Below are 16351 nucleotides of genomic sequence, written 5' to 3'. Positions count from 1 at the left end.
CCGGCGGGCCCAGCGGCGGGCGGCGCGGAGCCGGCGGGCGCGCGCGGCGGTGTCGGCCTCGGCGCGCAGGCTGCGCAGCCGGTCGACGGCCATGTCGTACTCGAAGGTGTACACGTCGGGTCCTCACGTCGTCGTGGGTGGTCCGCCGTCGGCGGACCTGTGCTGGTGGTTCGTACGGCCCCGCCCCGAGCTCGCGAGGGGCAGGGAGAACGGCGGCCCCCCGCAGGGTCCCGCCATGAGCTTGCGGGTGGCGGGGGGCAGGGGGTCCTTCCTCAGGCGACCGCCACCTTGCGGGGGCGACCCCGCGGGCGCTTGCGCGGGATGACCACACCTCGCTCGAAGATCTCCCCGCCCCAGACGCCCCACGGCTCGCCGCGGTCCAGCGCGCCCGCCAGGCAGGTGTCCCGGACGGGGCACTCCGCGCAGCGGATCTTGGCCTCCTCGAGCTGCGCCGGGCTCTCCGCGAACCACAGGTCCGGGTCGGCCCGGCACGGCAGCGGACGCCGCACCGGTGCCGGCGCCAGTGGCGGCGCCGGCCGTCGGGGAAGGGGGCCGCCGGTCCGGGGGAGCCCGGGTCGGCGGTGGGACGTCAGACGGTCGGCCGTCTGCTGCACTGCCGCTCCTCCTCGTACTCGTCGTCTACGACCGGCGGGGGCCCGCCGACCGGGGGTCGGGGCCGGGTGCCGCGGAGGAGATGAGAGAGGCCGCGGATCCCGGGTTCGGGTTCCGCGGCCTCGAGGAGGTCCGGTCGAGTGCTAGCTCGACGGTCTCCTCGGGGAGTGGATCCCGAGGGTGGTGCCGTTGTCGTGCTGGTCGTTCGGGCGCTTGCTGTCCTGCTGCGCGTAGCCGGCGGTGCCGAGGAACCCGGTCGCCGGGGCCCCGAAGACACCGGTGCCGATGACGCGGGCGGCAGGGACGACGGTCGCGACGGCGGCGGTCACCGGGACGGCGCGCAGGCGGGTGGCCACGGGCGAGACGGCGGGGCAGGCGGTCGTACGCGCGACGATGCCCACCGGGCCACGGGCCCCGGCGGGGGCGAGGGTCCACATCGTGCTCATCACGTCACCCACCTCCTCCGGGGGTCGGACACCGGCTGCGGCCGGTCTCAGGGTCTGGCGCGCCCGGGAGGTCTCCTGAGCGCGATCAGGACAGTAGGGGCCGCCGTGGAGGCGGTCAACGCATTTAACGGTGGCCGCCGTCCGGCCCCCTTCGGGCCCGGCCTCGCCGCGGGGGCCCACGGCGAACGTGCGAGGCGTGGGGGGCGGCGAGGTCCTTCGACGAGGGGTGGGCAGGAGGGGGTCCCCCATCAGGCGCTGAGGGTCGCCAGGACGTCCTCGCCGTAGAGCTCCAGCTTGCGGGCTCCGATGCCCGGCAGGGCGGCCAGCTCGCGCAGCGACGCCGGCCGGGTCTCCGCGATGGCCTGCAGCGTCGCATCGGTGAAGACGACGTAGGCGGGCACCGACGCCGAGGCGGCGGTCTCGCTGCGCCAGGCGCGCAGACGCTCGAACCGCTCCCCCGCCTCACCCTCGAGCACGACCTTGGCGCGCTTCTGCCGGCGCGGCGCGGGGGCCGCCGTGGGCGTGGACCCCGGGACCAGCCCGTCGAGGAAGCGGCTGCGCGGCCGGGACCGGCGGCCGCCGGGGTTGCGGGCCAGCGACCAGGACAGGGTGAGCTGTTCGCGGGCCCGGGTGACGGCGACGTAGAGCAGCCGCCGCTCCTCCTCGACCGCGTCCGGGCGGGACAGCGACTGCGAGATGGGAAGGACCCCGTCGACCAGGCCGACGACGAAGACGGCGTCCCACTCCAGGCCCTTGGCCGCGTGCATCGAGGCCAGCGTGACGCCCTGAACCGTCGGGGCGTGCTGCGCGTCGGCCCGGGCGGCCAGGTGCGCCACGAAGCCGGCCAGCTCCATCGTCGGGTCCTCGGCGACCAGGTCGACGGCCAGGTCGACCAGCGCGGCCAGCGACTGCCAGCGGTCACGCGCGGCGCCCCCGGGCGGCGGACGGTGCTCCACCCAGCCGGTGGAGGCCAGCACGTCGCGCACGGTCGGGACGAGCGCGCCCGGTTCGGTGCCCCCCGCGGCAGCGCCGCGCAGCAGCAGGACCGCCTCGCGGACCTCAGGGCGCTCGAAGAACCGCTCCCCGCCGCGGAGCACGTACGGCACGCCGGCTGCGCTCAGCGCGTTCTCGTAGACCTCGGACTGGGCGTTGATGCGGAACAGGACGGCGATCTCGGCGGCCGGTGTCCCGGCCTCGACCAGTGCCCGGCAGGCCTGGGCGACCGCGGCCGCTTCGGTGGGCTCGTCGGGGTGCTCGAAGAAGCGGGGCGCCGGCCCCTCGGCGCGCTGGCCCAGCAGCCGCAGCCCGGGCAGGCCCCTGCGTGGCGGCGCCTGCCCGATCAGTTTGTTGGCCAGCGCCACGACCTGTGGCGTGGAGCGGTAGTCGCGCTCGAGCTTGACGACCTCCGCGTCCGGGTAGCGGTCGGCGAAGCCGAGCAGGTAGTCGGGATCGGCACCGGTGAACGAGTAGATCGTCTGGTTGGGGTCGCCCACCACGCACACGTCGGCCCGGCCCCCGAGCCAGGCGTCGAGCAGCCGCTGTTGCAGGGGGTTGACGTCCTGGTACTCGTCGACGACGTAGTGCCGGTACTGCCCTCGCACCTGCCGGGCGACGTCCGGGTGCTCCTCGAGGGCGAACGCGGTGACCAGCAGCAGGTCCTCGAAGTCCAGCGCGCCGTCCCGCTGCTTGGCCGACTCGTAGCTCGCGTACACCCGCGCGACCGCCGCGGGCTCGAACGGCGGCTCGCGGCCGGCGGCCTGGGCCCGTGCCGGGTAGTCGTCGGGCGTGGCCAACGTGGTCTTGGCCCATTCGATCTCGCTGGCGAGGTCGCGCAGGCTGGTGCGGTCGGTGGACAGCCGGGAGCGGGAGGCGGCCGCGGCCACCAGGCGCAGCTTGTTCTCGACCAGCTCCGGCATCGGGCCGCCGAGCACGCGCGGCGCGAAGTAGCGCAGCTGGCGCATGGCGGCGGCGTGGAACGTGCGGGCCTGGACGCCGCCGACACCGAGCCCGGCCAGGCGGGACCGCAGTTCCCCGGCGGCCCGGGCGGTGAAGGTGACCGCGAGAACCTGCTCGGGCACGAAGGCCCCGGTGTGGACACCGTAGGCGATCCGGTGGGTGATCGTCCGGGTCTTCCCCGTGCCGGCACCGGCGAGGATGCAGACCGGCCCGGACACCGCCCGGGCGGCCGCGCGCTGCTCGTCGTCCAGCTGCGCCAGCACCGCCTCGGCGCCCTCGACCCGGACGTCTCCGGGTGCACCGGCGATCTGCGACATCGGCCTCTCCGTCTCCGCTCGATGGCCGGCACACATCCTCCCAGCCGGTACCGACCGGCGGGGAAGCATCCCCGGGGGCGCGGCGTTGCCACGCGGTGGCGACGGGGACCCGTACCGGCCCCGCCCCGCAGACCCGACCACCAGGAGGACACCCCGATGACCGCCGCTCCCGCCGTCGTGACCATGTACACCACCACCTGGTGCGGGTACTGCGTGCGGCTGAAGAAGCTCATGCAGCGCGAGGGCATCGAGTACGCCGAGGTGGACATCGAGCAGGACGAGACCGCGGCCGACGTCGTCATGCGGGCCAACGGCGGGAACCGCACCGTCCCGACCCTCGTCTTCCCGGACGGCAGCGCTCTCACCAACCCCAGCATCGACCAGGTGAAGGCCCAGCTGGCGCAGGCTGCCGGGGCATGACGGGGAGCGGTTCGTCCGCAGCGCTCCGCGAGAGGGGCATAGTCGTGTCGGACGGGTCGTTACCGTAGCCCTCTCGTCCCCGGCTGCCCGCCGGGCCCAGCCCCTCACGGAGGCCGCCCAGTGAGTGAGCGCACCACCCCAGCGGAGTGCCCGCCGACGACCGACCCCGAGGACGACGGCTCCCGCACCGAACAGCCCACCGTGGTGGTGGCCCGCACCGGCCGCGGCTGGTCGGTGTTCGCCCCGGGGCGGGCCGAGGACGTCGGCGACCTCGTGGAGGGGATGAGCCTCGCCGACCTGGTCAGCGAGGAGCTGGGCGCGCTCGTCGAACCCGACCGCGGCACCCGCCGCGCGGCCCGCGGCGGGGCCGGGGACGCCGACCCGGACGTCGATCCCCGGGACGCCCGGCTCGCCACGCTGGAACGGACGGTCGCCCAACTGGAGCACGCACTCGCCGCCCGGGTGTCCACCGAGCGGGCCATCGGCGTGCTCGCCGAACGTCACGGCACCACACCGCAGGCGGCGTTCGAGCAGCTGCGGCGCGACGCCCGCTCGCAGGGCCGGCCGGTTCCCGAGCTCGCCCGCGAGGTTCTCGACGGCCTGACGGTCCCCGTGGCCGGGCCGGAGACCGGCGAGCCGGCACCGCCGGCTCCCCCACCGCGTGCTCCCGCCCGCAACACCGGCCGGGCCCCCCGCACGCGCGCCCGGGCCGGGCGGGGGCCCGCGGAGGGCCGGTCCTGACCCGTCCGGAACCGCTGACGCCCGCGGCACTGGCCGACCGGTTGGCCGGGCTGCTCGCCGGCACCGACCCCGACCCCGGGGCGTCCGCGCTGCGGGTCGCGGTGGACGGGCCCGACATCGCGGCCCCGTCCGACCTGGCCGCCGCGGTGGCCGAGCGACTGCCGCCCTCGGGCCGCCCCGCCGTCGTCGTCCCGGCCGGTGGGTTCCTGCGCCCGGCGTCGCTGCGGCTCGAGCGCGGCCGCACCGACCCCGACGCCCGCTACACCGACTGGCTGGACGCCGGCGCGCTGGCCCGTGAGGTGCTCGACCCGGTCGGCTCGGGTGGCTCCGGCGAATACCTCCCGGTGTTGTGGGACGTCGCCCGCGACCGGGCTGCGCGGGCCGTACCGCAGCCGATGCCGCCGCGCGGGGTGCTGCTCGTCCCGGGGGCGCTGCTGCAGGGCCTCGGGCTGGCCTTCGACGTCGTCGTCCACCTGCGGGTGGCGCCGGCGGCGCGACGGCGACGCACCCCCGCGGAGCAGGCGTGGGAGCTGCCCGCCTTCGACCGCTACGACGACGAGGTCGACCCGGTAGCGCTGGCCGACGCCGTGGTGCTGGCCGACTCCCCCGAGCACCCGGCGCTGGTACTGCAGGGCCGCTTCGCCTGAGGCCCGCCTGCAGGGACCCGCCGCGAGCCTGCGCATGGTGGGGGGCAGACGGGTCCTTCAGTCGTCCTTCAACCACCGGTCGATGATGTGCCGGGCGATGGAGACCGGCGGGGGCAGCGCCCGTGGGCCGGCGCCGGAGCGCAGCTCCTCGCGGGTGAACCAGCGGGCCTCCTCGATCTCGGTGGGGTCCAGGCGCAGCGTCGGGTCACCCTCGGCCCGGGCGGTGAAGCCGAGCATCAGCGACTGCGGGAAGGGCCAGGGCTGGCTGCCCACGTACCGGATGTCGGTGACCCGGAGCCCCACCTCCTCGGCGACCTCCCGGGCCACCGCGGCCTCCGCGGACTCCCCCGGCTCGACGAAGCCCGCGAGGATCGAGAAGCGTCCCGGCGGCCACACCGCCTGCCGGCCGAGCACGCACCGGTCGCCGCCGTCGTGGACGAGCATGATCACTGCGGGGTCGGTGCGGGGGAAGAGCTCCGTGCCGGTGTCCGGGTCCCGTTGCACCCAGCCTGCGCGCTCGACGGTGGTCCGTGCGCCGGACAGCGGGCTGAACCGGTTGCGCTCGTGCCACTCGACCATGGCGACCGCCTGGGCGAGCAGGCCGGCGTCCAGGTCGTCGAGGTCCGCGCCGACGTCGCGCAGGCCGGCCCAGGCATCGACCCGGCGACCGCCGACGGACAGCCGCCGCTCCCCACGGACGGCCGCGTAGGGCACCCCGCCGGCCTCACCGAGGAAGACCGCGCCGTCCGGCAGCCTCGTCCGTTGCTCCCAGACCAGCCGCGGCCCGCCGTCGGCCTCCTCGACCGGCACGGTCCGGCGCTCGTCGACCGTCAGCACGCGCACCGGCCGCCCGCCCGTCGGGTCGGGCAGCGCGCGGGCCAGGTGGCTGCGGTCGTGCGCGGAACGGGACAGCACCGGCAGGACCCCGGCCGGCGAGGGGCTGCTCTCCGGCCACGGGACGTCGGCCCCGGACGGCGGCGGGTTGTCCGCCGGAGTGCTGCCGCCGTCCGGGACGCTCATGCCTCGTCCGGGGCGGAGACGACCTCGACCGGGCCGAGCGCACGCAGGGCGTCGCCGACCTGCCCGGCGTCGCCGACGACGACCGCGGTGAGCCCGGCCGGCTGTAGGACGCGGCGGGCGGCCTCCTGGACCTCCTCGACGGTGACCCGGGCCAGCGCACGCTGGTGCCCGGCCAGCCACTCCGGCGGCAGGCCCGACCCGGCGAGCGCGGACAGCGTGCTGGCCAGCCCCGCGTGGGTGGCCGTGGACAGCGCCATGCTGCCCAGCACGTAGCGCCGGGCGCCGTCCAGCTCCTCCTCGGTGACCGGTGCGAGCGCCATGCGGCCCAGCTCGTACCAGGTCTCGAGCAGCGCCGGGCCGGTGACCTCGGTGGCGACGTCGGCCTCGACGAGGAACGAGGAAGCGGCGGCCAGGTGGTCGACCGAGCTGCGCGGGCTGTAGCTGTAGCCGCGCCGTTCGCGGATGTTCTCCACCAGCCGGGAGGAGAAGTAGCCGCCGTAGACCATGTTGGCCAGCCGGACGGCGGGCAGGTCGGGGTCGGTGCGGCCGGGCGCGGGGCCCCCGAGCCGTAGGTTGGACTGCACGGCGCCGGGCCGGTCGACGACCTGCAGCGGGCCGGGGGCCGGCTGCGGTACCGGCGGGGCGGCGACCGCCGTCCCCTCGCCGGTCCAGCCGGCCAGCGCCGTACCGGCGGCCTCCACCGCGGCGGCCGGATCGAGGTCGCCGACCAGCACCAGGGTGCTGCCGGCGGGCAGCACCCGCTCCCGGTGCAGCTTGCGCAGCGCCTGGCTGCGCACCGCGGTGACGATCTCCGGGTCGGGCAGCTGCTCGGCATACGGATGGTTGCCGTAGCGACGGGCGGCCAGCGCGGTGCGCGCGATGACGCCGGGCTGGGACCGGGCGATCGAGATCCGCTCGGCGACCCGGGCCCGCTCCGCCTCCACCCGGTCGGCCGGGTAGGTGGCGTCGGTGAGCACCTCGGCCAGCACCCCGAGCACCGGGGTCAGCCCCTCGGCGAGCAGCGTGGTGGAGAACAGCAGCCGGTCGGGGTCGGTGGAGACCGACAGCTCCCCGCCGTGGGCCTGCACGAGTTCGGCGATGCCGATGGCGTCGTGCGCGCCGGTTCCCAGCAGGACGGCGCCGGAGAGCACCGACGAGCGGGCGGTGTGCTGCGCGGCGGCGCGGGCGGTGGCGGCGGCGAAGGGCACCCGCAGCCGCAGCTCGACCAGCGGGACGCCCGGGCGAGGGACGACGACCAGGCGGAGCCCGCTGGGCAGCGTCTCCTCGGTGACGGCCAGCTCGGGCTGGGGCCGGGGCTCGCCCAGCGGCGGGATCAGGACCGGGGCGCTCACGAGCCCTCCTCGTCGGCGCTCGTCGGCCGCGTCCGCGGTGCTGCCGTGTTCATGCGTGAGCTGGCGAGCTCGCTCACCGACGTCCTCCCGTCGCGCGCAGCTCGAGGACCGCGACGGTGCCGGGATCCAGCCCCCGAGCGGCGGTCCGCACCTGCTCGGGGGTGACGGCGGCCAGCCGGGCAGCCAGCTCGCCGGCCAGCTCGGCGCGGCCGTGGATCAGCTCGGCGTTGGCGAAGGCCAGCGTGCGGCCGAGGACCGAGTCGGCCTGGCGCAGCAGCTGGGCCTCGGTGCGGGCCTGCACCCGGGTCAGCTCGTCGGCGCCGACGCCGTCCTCGGCGATCCGGCCGACCTCCTCGTGCACCGCGGCCATGACCTTGTCGGCGGGGACCGATGGGGGGTGGTGCACCTGCGTGGTCAGCAGCGTGGCGTTCCGGACGTCGAACGGGTCGCCGAACAGGCCGACGTAGCTGCTCTGCGCGACGGCGAGCTGGTCGTCGTGGACCAGCCGGCGCTCCAGCCGGGAGGCGTCTCCCTCGCTGAGCAGCTCGGCGAGCAACACCGTGCCGAGGTAGGTGTCGAGGTCGCCGACCGGGTCGGGGACGCGCCAGCCGAGGGCGACCGCGGGCGCCGGCGCGAGTCGGTCCTCGACCACCCCGGAGCGAACCGTCGTCGGCGAGGGCTCGCCCGTCAACGGCGTCGGCGGCACCTCGCGGGCGACGATCGGGCCGAACCAGCGGTGGACCAGCTGCTCGGTCTCCTCGACGTCCAGGTCACCACCGAGGCAGAGGACGGCGTTGCCCGGCGCGTAGTAGCGGTGGAAGAAGTCCGCGGCATCGTCGACCGTCGAGGACTCCAGGTCGACGAAAGAGCCGTAGCCGTCGTGGGTGTTGGCGAAGCTCTCGAAGGCGATCGGCGGCAGCTGCAGCCACGGGAAGGCGCCGTAGGGGCGGTTGAGCACGTTGACCCGGATCTCCTCCTTCACCACGTCGATCTGGTTGCGGAGGTTCTCCTCGGTGATGGCCGGCGCCGCCATGCGGTCGGCCTCGAGGAACAGGGCGCGCTCGAGGGCCTCGGCGGGAAGGGCCTCGTAGTAATTCGTGTAGTCCTGGTGGGTCGAGCCGTTGAAGGTGCCGCCGGCGGCCTGGACCAGGCGAGCGTGCTCCATCTTCGGCACGTTGGCCGAGCCCTGGAACATCAGGTGCTCGAAGAGGTGGGCGAATCCGGTGCGGCCCTGCGGCTCGTTGCGCATCCCGACGTCGTAGGAGACGGTCACGGCGACCACCGGGACGCTGCGGTCGGGCGCCAGCACGACGCGCAGCCCGTTCTCCAGTCGAAAACGCTCCACCGGGTGCCGGAGGGTGAGGTCGGCCCCAGCTGCTGTCACGAGCCCGACCCTAGCCGCGGCCGGGGACGCCGCGCCGTGCGGTGCGTTCGCTCCGACTCTTGCGCCGTTGCACCAGCTCCCGCGCTCGTGCAGGACCGCAAGAGCGGGGACAACCGCGCGAGAGTGCCTCGGTCACGACCCGGGACGGCGCACGACCCCCCGTGTCACAGCACCTCGACGCCCTCCACGACGCGGTCGATGACGCCGTACAGCTCCGCGTGGGTGTTCGGTATGGAGATGTAGAGCAGCGCCGGCGCCGGCCGCCCGACGTCGACCAGCAGCAGCGCCGCGCGCTCCCCCGTCGCCTCGTACCCGCCGACGTCCCAGGTGAGGTCGAACTCGAGCAGGTGCGCCGGGGCGCCGTCGATGACGCGGGACTCGTCGCGCAGGACCCGCCGCTCGTTGGGCGCCGGGTAGTAGTTGACGCGCACGCTGTCGGCGACCTCGGCGACGGTCGGTCGCAGGCTCCCCGGACCGGCGTAGCCGAACAGGGGCGACAGCGGCCCCGAGGTGCACTGGGCGATGAACGGCCCACCGTCCGGCGTCACCTCCTGGGTGACGAAGAACTGCCCGGCCACGGACGCGGTCTCCACCACCTCGCTCAGGTCGTACTCGTACCAGCCCTCACCGAGCCAGGGATAGGCGATGCCGGCGGCCTCGTCGACGATCCGCACCGTGCCGGGCGGGAAGGTCGGCCCGGCGGGCGCCGAGGACCCGGACAGCGCCGTCTCGTCGTCCCCACCGGTGGACGGACGGCCGACGAGGAAGCCGATGAGGACGACGAGCACCAGCCCGAGGACGGACAGGCCGACCACCCAGGCGGTGCGCCGCGGAGGTGTCCCCGGGTCGGGCCGGACGTCGACGGCCGGCGGCTCGGGCGCCGTAACCGTCGGCGCCCGGACCGGCGGAGCCTGCACCGCGACGCCGGGGCCGGCCGGAGCGGTGACGTCGGACCAGCCGGCGCCGTCCCACCAGCGCACCATCCCGGGAGCGCCGTCGGGGTCCGGGTACCACCCCGGCGGCGCGCTCGACTGTCCAGTCACGGCGCCACCCTAGGACGGCGACCCGGGACGGCCGTCCGACCTCACCGCGCCCGGAGCGGGACGGCGGCGAGCTCACGCCACAGGTGCGCGACGGCCTCGGCGCCGCGGTGCAGCATCGAGAGCAGCACCCGCTCGTTCGGCGAGTGGATGCGGTCGGTGGGCAGCCCGGCGCCGAGGAACAGCAGCGGTGCGCCGAGGACGTCGACCAGGTCGGCCTCCGGTCCGCTGCCGCCCTCGCGGGTGAAGAGCACGTCGGCGGGGTCGGTGTCGAACGCCTGCCCGATCGCGGTGAGCAGGGCGGCCATCACCGGGGAGTCCAGGTCGCTGGCGCACGGCGAGACGCCGCCGGCCGGCACGTGCACGTCGGCCTGGATGCCCTCGGGCAGGTTCGCCGCCACCCAGCCGCGGACCTGCTCGACGAGGTCGGCGGGGCGCTGGTCGGCCACCAGCCGGAAGGTGATCTTGGCGTGCGCCTCGGCCGGGATGATCGTCTTGTGGCCGGGGCCGGCGTAGCCGCCCCACATGCCGTTGACCTCGGCCGTGGGCCGGGCGCCGATCCGCTCCAGCGTGCTGAACCCCACCTCGCCGGTGGCGACGCGCGAGGCGGCCGGGCCGGCCAGCCAGGCCTGCTCGTCGAAGGGCACCCGGGCCATGAGCTCGCGCTCCCGGTCGGTCAGCGGCCGCACCTTGTCGTAGAAGCCGGGCAGGGTGACCCGTCCCTGGTCGTCGTGCAGGCTCGCGACGAGGGCCGCGATGGCGTGCAGCGGGTTGGGGACGCCGCCACCGAAGGAGCCGGAGTGCAGGTCGACGGCGGGCCCGCGCAGGGTGATCTCGGCGTCGGCCAGGCCGCGCATGGCCACCACCGCACTGGGGACGTCGGGGGCGGCCATCCCGGTGTCGCTGACCACGACGACGTCGCAGCGCAGCCGGTCGGCCTTCTCCCGCAGGAGGGCGGCGAAGTGCGGCGACCCGGACTCCTCCTCGCCCTCGACGAGCACCTTGACGGTGACCGCGGGGGTGTCGCGGCCGGTGGCGGCCAGGTGCGCGGACATGCCGAGCAGGTGCATCGCGACGTTGCCCTTGTCGTCGATGGCGCCGCGGGCGTGCAGCTCAGGGCCGTCGGGGCCCTCGACGCGGGTCGGCTCGAACGGCGGGTGCTCCCACAGCGCCAGCGGGTCGACCGGCTGGACGTCGTGGTGGCCGTAGACGAGGGCCACCGGCGCGCCGTCGTCCGCCGACGGCCACTCGGCGTAGACGGCCGGGGCACCGGCGGTCTCCCAGACCTCCACGGCCGGGAAGCCGGTGCGGCGCAGCGCGGCGGCCAGCCACTCCGCGCTGGCGGCGACGTCGGGCGCGTGCGCGGGGTCGGCGGAGATCGACGGGATCCGCAACCACGCGTCGAGGTCGCCGTGCAGGTCGTCGAGGTGTGCGGCGACGAAGTCGCGTTCCGGGCTGCTCACGGCTGCCGACGGTAGCGTCGCGGCCATGTCGGGACAGCTCCTGCAGGTGGACGTCGGCGACCTCACCTTCGACGTCCGGGCCGACGGGCCGGACGACGGCCGGCCGGTGCTGCTGCTGCACGGCTTCCCGGAGACGTCGGCGTCGTGGGCGGCGGTGACCCCACAGCTGACCGAGGCGGGGCTGCGCACCTACGCCGTCGACCAGCTCGGTTACTCCCCCGGCGCGCGGCCGGCCGAGGTGGAGGCCTACGCGCTGGCCAACCTGGCCCAGGTCACCGCCGACCTGATGACCGCGATGGACGTGCCGGTCGCCGACGTCGTCGGGCACGACTGGGGTGCCAACGTGGCCTGGGCGCTGGCCGCGTGGCACTCCGACCGGGTGCGCTCGCTGACCGCCGTCTCGGTGCCGCACCCGGCGGCGTTCACCGCGGCCTGGCGCTCGGACCCCGAGCAGCAGGAGCGCTCCGCCTACATCCGGCTGTTCTGGCAGCGGGGCAAGGCCGAGGAGGTGCTGCTGGCCGACGACGCCCGGCGGCTGCGGCGCATGTTCGGGGACGCCGTCCCGACCGAGGCCGTCGACGAGTACGTGGCCGTGCTGTCGGCGCCGGGCGCGCTGACCGCCGCGCTGAACTGGTACCGGGCGATGAGCTCCGGCACCCCGGTCGACCCGGTGGCGGTGCCGACGACGTACGTGTGGAGCGACGGGGACGTCGCGATCGGCCGGCCGGCGGCGGAGGGCTGCGCCGAGCACGTCACCGGCGACTACCGGTTCGTCGAGCTGGCCGGCGTCTCGCACTGGATCCCCGAGCAGGCGCCGGAGCAGCTGGCCATCGCCGTCCTCGACCGCATCGCGTCGAGCTGAGAGCGGGCTACGGGGCCTGGGCTTGTTCCGGCTCGGCCTCTGTCGCCGCTGACGTCGCCTTCTCGATCTCCAAGGTTGGATGTGTACCGCCTCGGACGCGCCGCCACATGGTCGTGAGGGGACCGCTCAAATCGTCGAAGACGAACCTGCCTTCCTTAACGTCATTCGGGCCGTACTCATGGATGAACGCTCGGCGGGAGCCGGAGAAGGAGTCCGTGGCGATGCAGCTCACACGGACGTGCCCGCCGTCGAGCGCTGACACCAGGTCATCGAGGTCGCCCGGCTCGACGCCTTGACGCCTGAGGTATCGCAGAGCGCGGTCACCGAAAGCATCTTCGGCCACATCAAGAACCAGCAGGATGTTCTTGCTCATGAAGGGCAAGGACGCGGGAGTCACCCGCATCTGTACTGCGCCGGTGTTGCCCGACAGCCTGCTGGTGAACCGTAAGCGAGCGGTGAACTGCAGTTCCATCGCAGGGCGCCGGCGGCGCGAATTGCGTACCTTCACGCGCCAGCGGCAGGGGCCTCCGTACTGCTCCTCGTCCTCCTCGTCTTGGGCGCGGATCCTGCTGATGCATGGGGAGAATTCCACCTTCGGTGACAACGTCCGCCAGACGATGAACCAGGCGACAAAGGATGCAGCGATCCCCAGGGCAAAGCTGACGATCTGAACGAGCACTGAGGCGCTCCCACGGGCCGCAGGCGGTCAGGACAAGTGCCGCCCGCAAAGTGGACGCTAGCGGCTCCGGTCAGCGGTGCCGTCTACTTCGTGGTCGCTGCGGTCTCGCGGCAGGGCCTGCCCAGGGTCAGCGGGCGGTGCCGGTGACCAGGGCGAGCAAGCCGGCTTCGTCGAGCAGGTCGACCGGGCGCACGGTCACGCCCGCGGCGACGTGGTGGAAGCCGGCACTGACCCGCTCGACCGGGACACCGGTGAGCCGTGACCAGCCCAGCCGGTAGGCGGCCAGCTGGACCCCGGCCGCGGCCAGCTCGGCACCCGACGGCGGCGGCCCGGTCTTCCAGTCGATGACCTCGAAGCCGCCGTCCCCATCCCGGAAGACGGCGTCGATCCGGCCGCGCAGGGTGAGCGGGCCCAGCGGCGTCTCGAACGGCACCTCCACCTCGATCGGCTGCCGGTCGGCCCACTCGCCGGCGAGGAACGCCTCCTGCAGGTCGGCGAGCGCGCTGTCGGGGGCAGCGAACTCGTCGCCCGAGCCGGGCAGCTCGTCGAGGTCGACCAGCCGGGCGGCGCCGAAACATTCCTCCAGCCAGGCGTGGAAGGCGGTGCCGCGGCGGGCCAGCGGCGCGGGCGCGGCCGGCATGGGGCGGCGCAGCCGGCGGGCCAGCTCGGCGGGGTCGCGGCGCAGCGTCACCAGCGCCGACACCGACAGGTGCGAGGGCAGCGGGACGTCGACGGTCGGGTTCGCCGCGATCGCCCGCTCGCGCAGCAGCAGGTCGGCGTCGCGCACCCACTGGTCGACCAGCGGGTCCGGCTCCCCGAGGCGGACGCCGGGTTCCAGCGGGTGCGCCGCGGCACCGGCCACGAGCTCGGCCGCGGCGGTCAGCGCCCGGCGCCGTCCGGACGAGAGCGGGTCGGCCGGCCACACGCCGACCGGCCACTCGGCCAGCGCCGGGTTCTCCGCGCCGTCCTCGGGGGCCGGCGCCCAGTGCACGACCTCGCCGGCGCCGGCCCCGCATGCCTCCCGGACGGCGTGCAGCAGGGACGACGGCCCGTTCGGCTTCACGCCCTCCCGCCACCAGCTGCCCGAGCAGAGCAGCAGGTGCCGGGCGCGGGTGACCGCGACGTAGCCCAGCCGGATCTCCTCGCCGGTGCCGAACTCCTTCCAGTCCTCGACGTACTGCTCCAGCGCCTCCTTGACCACCGCCTGGTCCCCGGAGCCGGGCACCGGCAGCCGCCACGCAGGCAGCTCCGCGCGGTCGACGGTGCGCAGGTCGACCGGTACCGCACCCGGGTCCTTGATCCACGAGTCACTGACGCCGGGCCGGGCCGGGAACTGGTCGGCGGTCATCCCGGGCACCGCGACGACGTCCCACTCCAGACCCTTGGCCGAGTGGCCGGTGAGCAGCTGCACCGCCTCCGGGTTGACCGCGACCTCGCCCGGCTCCAGGCCCCGCTCGCGCTCCTCGGCGTCGCGCAGGTAGCCCAGGAAGGCCGGCAGCGAGGGCAGCTCGGCCAGCTCGGTGAACTCGGCGGCCACGCCGTGCAGGGCGTCGAGGTGGGCACGGGCGCCGGTCGGACTGACCTCCGGCGCGCTGGCCAACTCGGTCTCCAGGCCGAGGGTGCGGGCGACCTCGTCGACCAGGTCGGGCAGCGACTCCCCCAGCCGGGCCCGCAGCCCGGCGAGCTCCGCGCCCAGCCGCCGCATCCGGCGGTACCCCTCGGTCGAGTACGCGTCGGCGTCACCGAGGTCGTCGAGGGCCTCGACGATGCTTCCCCGCTCGGTCGGCGGCTCGCCGCGGCCGTCCTCGTCGCGCTCGGGACGGCGGGCGCGCACGAGCGTGCGGGCCCGGGCCTCCAGGGCGGCGAGGTCGCGGGGGCCGATCCGCCAGCGGGCGCCGGTGAGCAACCGGCCGAGCGCGTCGCCGGCGGTCGGGTCGACCAGCACGGTGAGCGTGGCGACGACGTCGGACACCTCGGGGACCTCGAGCAGCCCGCCCAGCCCGACGACCTCCACCGGCAGGCCCCGCTCCCGCAGCGCGGCGGCGATGCCCGGCAGCTGCTTGCGGGTGCGGGCGAGCACCGCGACGGTCGGCGGGTGGCCGCCGGGGCGGCGGGTGACCACCGGGTCCGTGCCGTGCCAGCAGGCGGCGAGTCGGTCGGCCAGGGCCGCCGTCTCCTCGGCGACGGTCCCGTACAGGCCGACCGTGACCGCTCCCCGCCCGGCGGTCGGCGCGGGCGCGAGGTCGGGCAGCGGCACCTCGGGCGCCGGCAGCATCGCCGACACCGCGTTGGCCACGGCGAGCACCGTCTCGTCGTTGCGCCAGCTGGTCGCCAGGGTCAGCCGCTGGGCGCGGCGGTCGCGGGCGCCGGGGAAGGTCCGCGGGAAGCGCTCGATGGTGCCGGCCGAGGCACCGCGCCAGCCGTAGATGGACTGACGGGGGTCGCCGACGGCCAGCACCGGGTGCCCGGTGTCCCGCCCGAACAGCGCCTCCAGCATGCGCAGCTGGCCGACGCTGGTGTCCTGGTACTCGTCGAGCAGCACGATCTTCCAGCGGACGCGCTCGCGGCGGCCGACCTCCGGCGCGGAGACGGCGATCCGCGCGGCGTGCGCCACCTGGTCGGCGTAGTCGATGGAGCCCATGGCCCGCTTGCGCGCCTGGAACGCCTCGACCAGCGGCAGCAGCGCCACCCGCGCCCGCTGCCGGGCGAGCACCTCGAGGACCGGGGCGTAGGGTCCGCGCTTCTTCGGGGCGTCGGGGTAGCCGTGCACCTGCGCCTCGAGCCGCGCCGTCCAGGCGCGGAGGGCGGCCGGGCTGACGTCGTGTTCTCCCATGTCGGCGGCGAGCGCCAGCACGTCCTCGACGGTGGTGAGCAGCGACAGCGGGACGTCGTCCATGTCGCCGGTGTAGGCCGCCACCACCTGCGCGGCCTGCCCCCAGCACATGGCGGGGCCGAGGACGCCGGCGCCGGGCTCCACGCCGATCCGCAGCCCGTGTTCGGCGACCAGCGACGCGGCGTAGCCGTGGTAGGTGGCGACCGTCGGTCGGGCGACCTCGAGCCGCTCACGGAGCTCCGGCTCGGTGTCGGGGTGGCGGGCCAGGGCACCGAGCCGCAGGTGGACGCGCTGGTTGAGCTCGCTGGCCGCCTTGCGGGTGAAGGTCAGGCCCAGGATGGCCTCGGGCTCGACGATCCGGTTGGCCACCAGCCAGGAGACCCGGGCGGCCATGGTCTCGGTCTTGCCCGAGCCCGCGCCGGCGACGACCACCAGCGGCCGGTCGGCCGGTGCGGCGACCACCCGGGCCTGCTCCGGCGAGGGCGCGTAGGACAGCCCGCAACGCTCGGCCACCTCGGCCGGGGAAAGCACCCGGCGCGGTGCAGGCTCCGGTGCGGGCTCGTCGCCGAGGAGATCGTC

At 75.5% G+C, this 16351-nt stretch carries 14 protein-coding genes; 4 read left to right on the top strand and 10 right to left on the bottom strand.

The annotated features are described in order from the left end of the window. Positions 1 to 272: 272 nt before the first annotated feature. From E4P41_RS10305 to E4P41_RS10295, 3 genes are all read right to left on the bottom strand, one after another. A complete protein-coding gene (locus E4P41_RS10305) occupies positions 273 to 524 on the bottom strand; it encodes a WhiB family transcriptional regulator (RefSeq protein WP_167761020.1) in 252 nt (83 codons plus the stop codon). Between the two features lie 231 nt (positions 525 to 755). Further along, the gene (locus E4P41_RS10300) at positions 756 to 1058 is read right to left on the bottom strand and encodes a hypothetical protein (RefSeq protein ID WP_135141165.1); all 303 of its coding nucleotides are present in this window, start codon (positions 1056 to 1058) and stop codon (positions 756 to 758) included. A gap of 248 nt (positions 1059 to 1306) precedes the next feature. Next, the gene (locus E4P41_RS10295; protein ID WP_135141164.1) at positions 1307 to 3331 is read right to left on the bottom strand and encodes an ATP-dependent DNA helicase UvrD2; all 2025 of its coding nucleotides are present in this window, start codon (positions 3329 to 3331) and stop codon (positions 1307 to 1309) included. Between the two features lie 156 nt (positions 3332 to 3487). Here E4P41_RS10295 and E4P41_RS10290 point away from each other — a divergent pair, with 156 nt between their 5' ends. From E4P41_RS10290 to E4P41_RS10280, 3 genes are all read left to right on the top strand, one after another. Beyond that, the gene (locus tag E4P41_RS10290) at positions 3488 to 3751 is read left to right on the top strand and encodes a mycoredoxin (RefSeq protein ID WP_135141163.1); all 264 of its coding nucleotides are present in this window, start codon (positions 3488 to 3490) and stop codon (positions 3749 to 3751) included. Positions 3752 to 3871: 120 nt separating this feature from the next. Next, positions 3872 to 4492 carry an ANTAR domain-containing protein gene (locus E4P41_RS10285; protein ID WP_135141162.1) on the top strand — a complete coding sequence of 207 codons (621 nt, stop codon included), beginning with the start codon at positions 3872 to 3874 and terminating at the stop codon, positions 4490 to 4492. A 41-nt stretch (positions 4493 to 4533) separates the two neighbouring features. Next, positions 4534 to 5139: a uridine kinase gene (locus E4P41_RS10280; protein ID WP_209307639.1), complete on the top strand. Its 606-nt coding sequence runs from the start codon at positions 4534 to 4536 to the stop codon at positions 5137 to 5139. Between the two features lie 57 nt (positions 5140 to 5196). On the opposite strand, the gene nudC is transcribed toward E4P41_RS10280, so the two are convergent. The 5 genes from nudC to E4P41_RS10255 form a co-directional block, all read right to left on the bottom strand. Next, entirely contained in the window at positions 5197 to 6159 is a 963-nt protein-coding gene (gene nudC / locus E4P41_RS10275) for an NAD(+) diphosphatase (protein ID WP_135141161.1), read from the bottom strand. Continuing rightward, positions 6156 to 7511, bottom strand: coding sequence for a pitrilysin family protein (locus E4P41_RS10270; RefSeq protein ID WP_135141160.1), 1356 nt, complete (start codon positions 7509 to 7511; stop codon positions 6156 to 6158). Before E4P41_RS10270 ends, nudC begins: the two co-directional genes overlap by 4 nt. 73 nt (positions 7512 to 7584) lie before the next feature. Further along, positions 7585 to 8895: a pitrilysin family protein gene (locus tag E4P41_RS10265; protein WP_135141159.1), complete on the bottom strand. Its 1311-nt coding sequence runs from the start codon at positions 8893 to 8895 to the stop codon at positions 7585 to 7587. Positions 8896 to 9059: 164 nt separating this feature from the next. Beyond that, complete coding sequence (locus E4P41_RS10260) at positions 9060 to 9938, bottom strand: DUF2510 domain-containing protein (RefSeq protein WP_135141158.1); 879 nt, start codon at positions 9936 to 9938, stop codon at positions 9060 to 9062. A gap of 41 nt (positions 9939 to 9979) precedes the next feature. Then, positions 9980 to 11398 (bottom strand): dipeptidase, encoded by a 1419-nt coding sequence (locus E4P41_RS10255; RefSeq protein ID WP_245177249.1) that lies wholly within the window; start codon positions 11396 to 11398, stop codon positions 9980 to 9982. 25 nt (positions 11399 to 11423) lie between these two features. Here E4P41_RS10255 and E4P41_RS10250 point away from each other — a divergent pair, with 25 nt between their 5' ends. Next, positions 11424 to 12260 carry an alpha/beta hydrolase gene (locus tag E4P41_RS10250; RefSeq protein WP_135141156.1) on the top strand — a complete coding sequence of 279 codons (837 nt, stop codon included), beginning with the start codon at positions 11424 to 11426 and terminating at the stop codon, positions 12258 to 12260. Positions 12261 to 12267: 7 nt separating this feature from the next. On the opposite strand, the gene E4P41_RS10245 is transcribed toward E4P41_RS10250, so the two are convergent. Both E4P41_RS10245 and E4P41_RS10240 read right to left on the bottom strand, forming a co-directional pair. After that, a complete protein-coding gene (locus E4P41_RS10245) occupies positions 12268 to 12939 on the bottom strand; it encodes a hypothetical protein (protein ID WP_135141155.1) in 672 nt (223 codons plus the stop codon). Between the two features lie 127 nt (positions 12940 to 13066). Then, positions 13067 to 16303: an ATP-dependent DNA helicase gene (locus E4P41_RS10240; RefSeq protein ID WP_245177248.1), complete on the bottom strand. Its 3237-nt coding sequence runs from the start codon at positions 16301 to 16303 to the stop codon at positions 13067 to 13069. Positions 16304 to 16351 lie beyond the last annotated feature (48 nt).

The sequence above is a fragment of the Geodermatophilus sp. DF01-2 genome (genome assembly GCF_004571065.1).
Lineage (GTDB): Bacteria > Actinomycetota > Actinomycetes > Mycobacteriales > Geodermatophilaceae > Geodermatophilus.
This window is presented reverse-complemented; position numbering and strand designations above follow the sequence as displayed.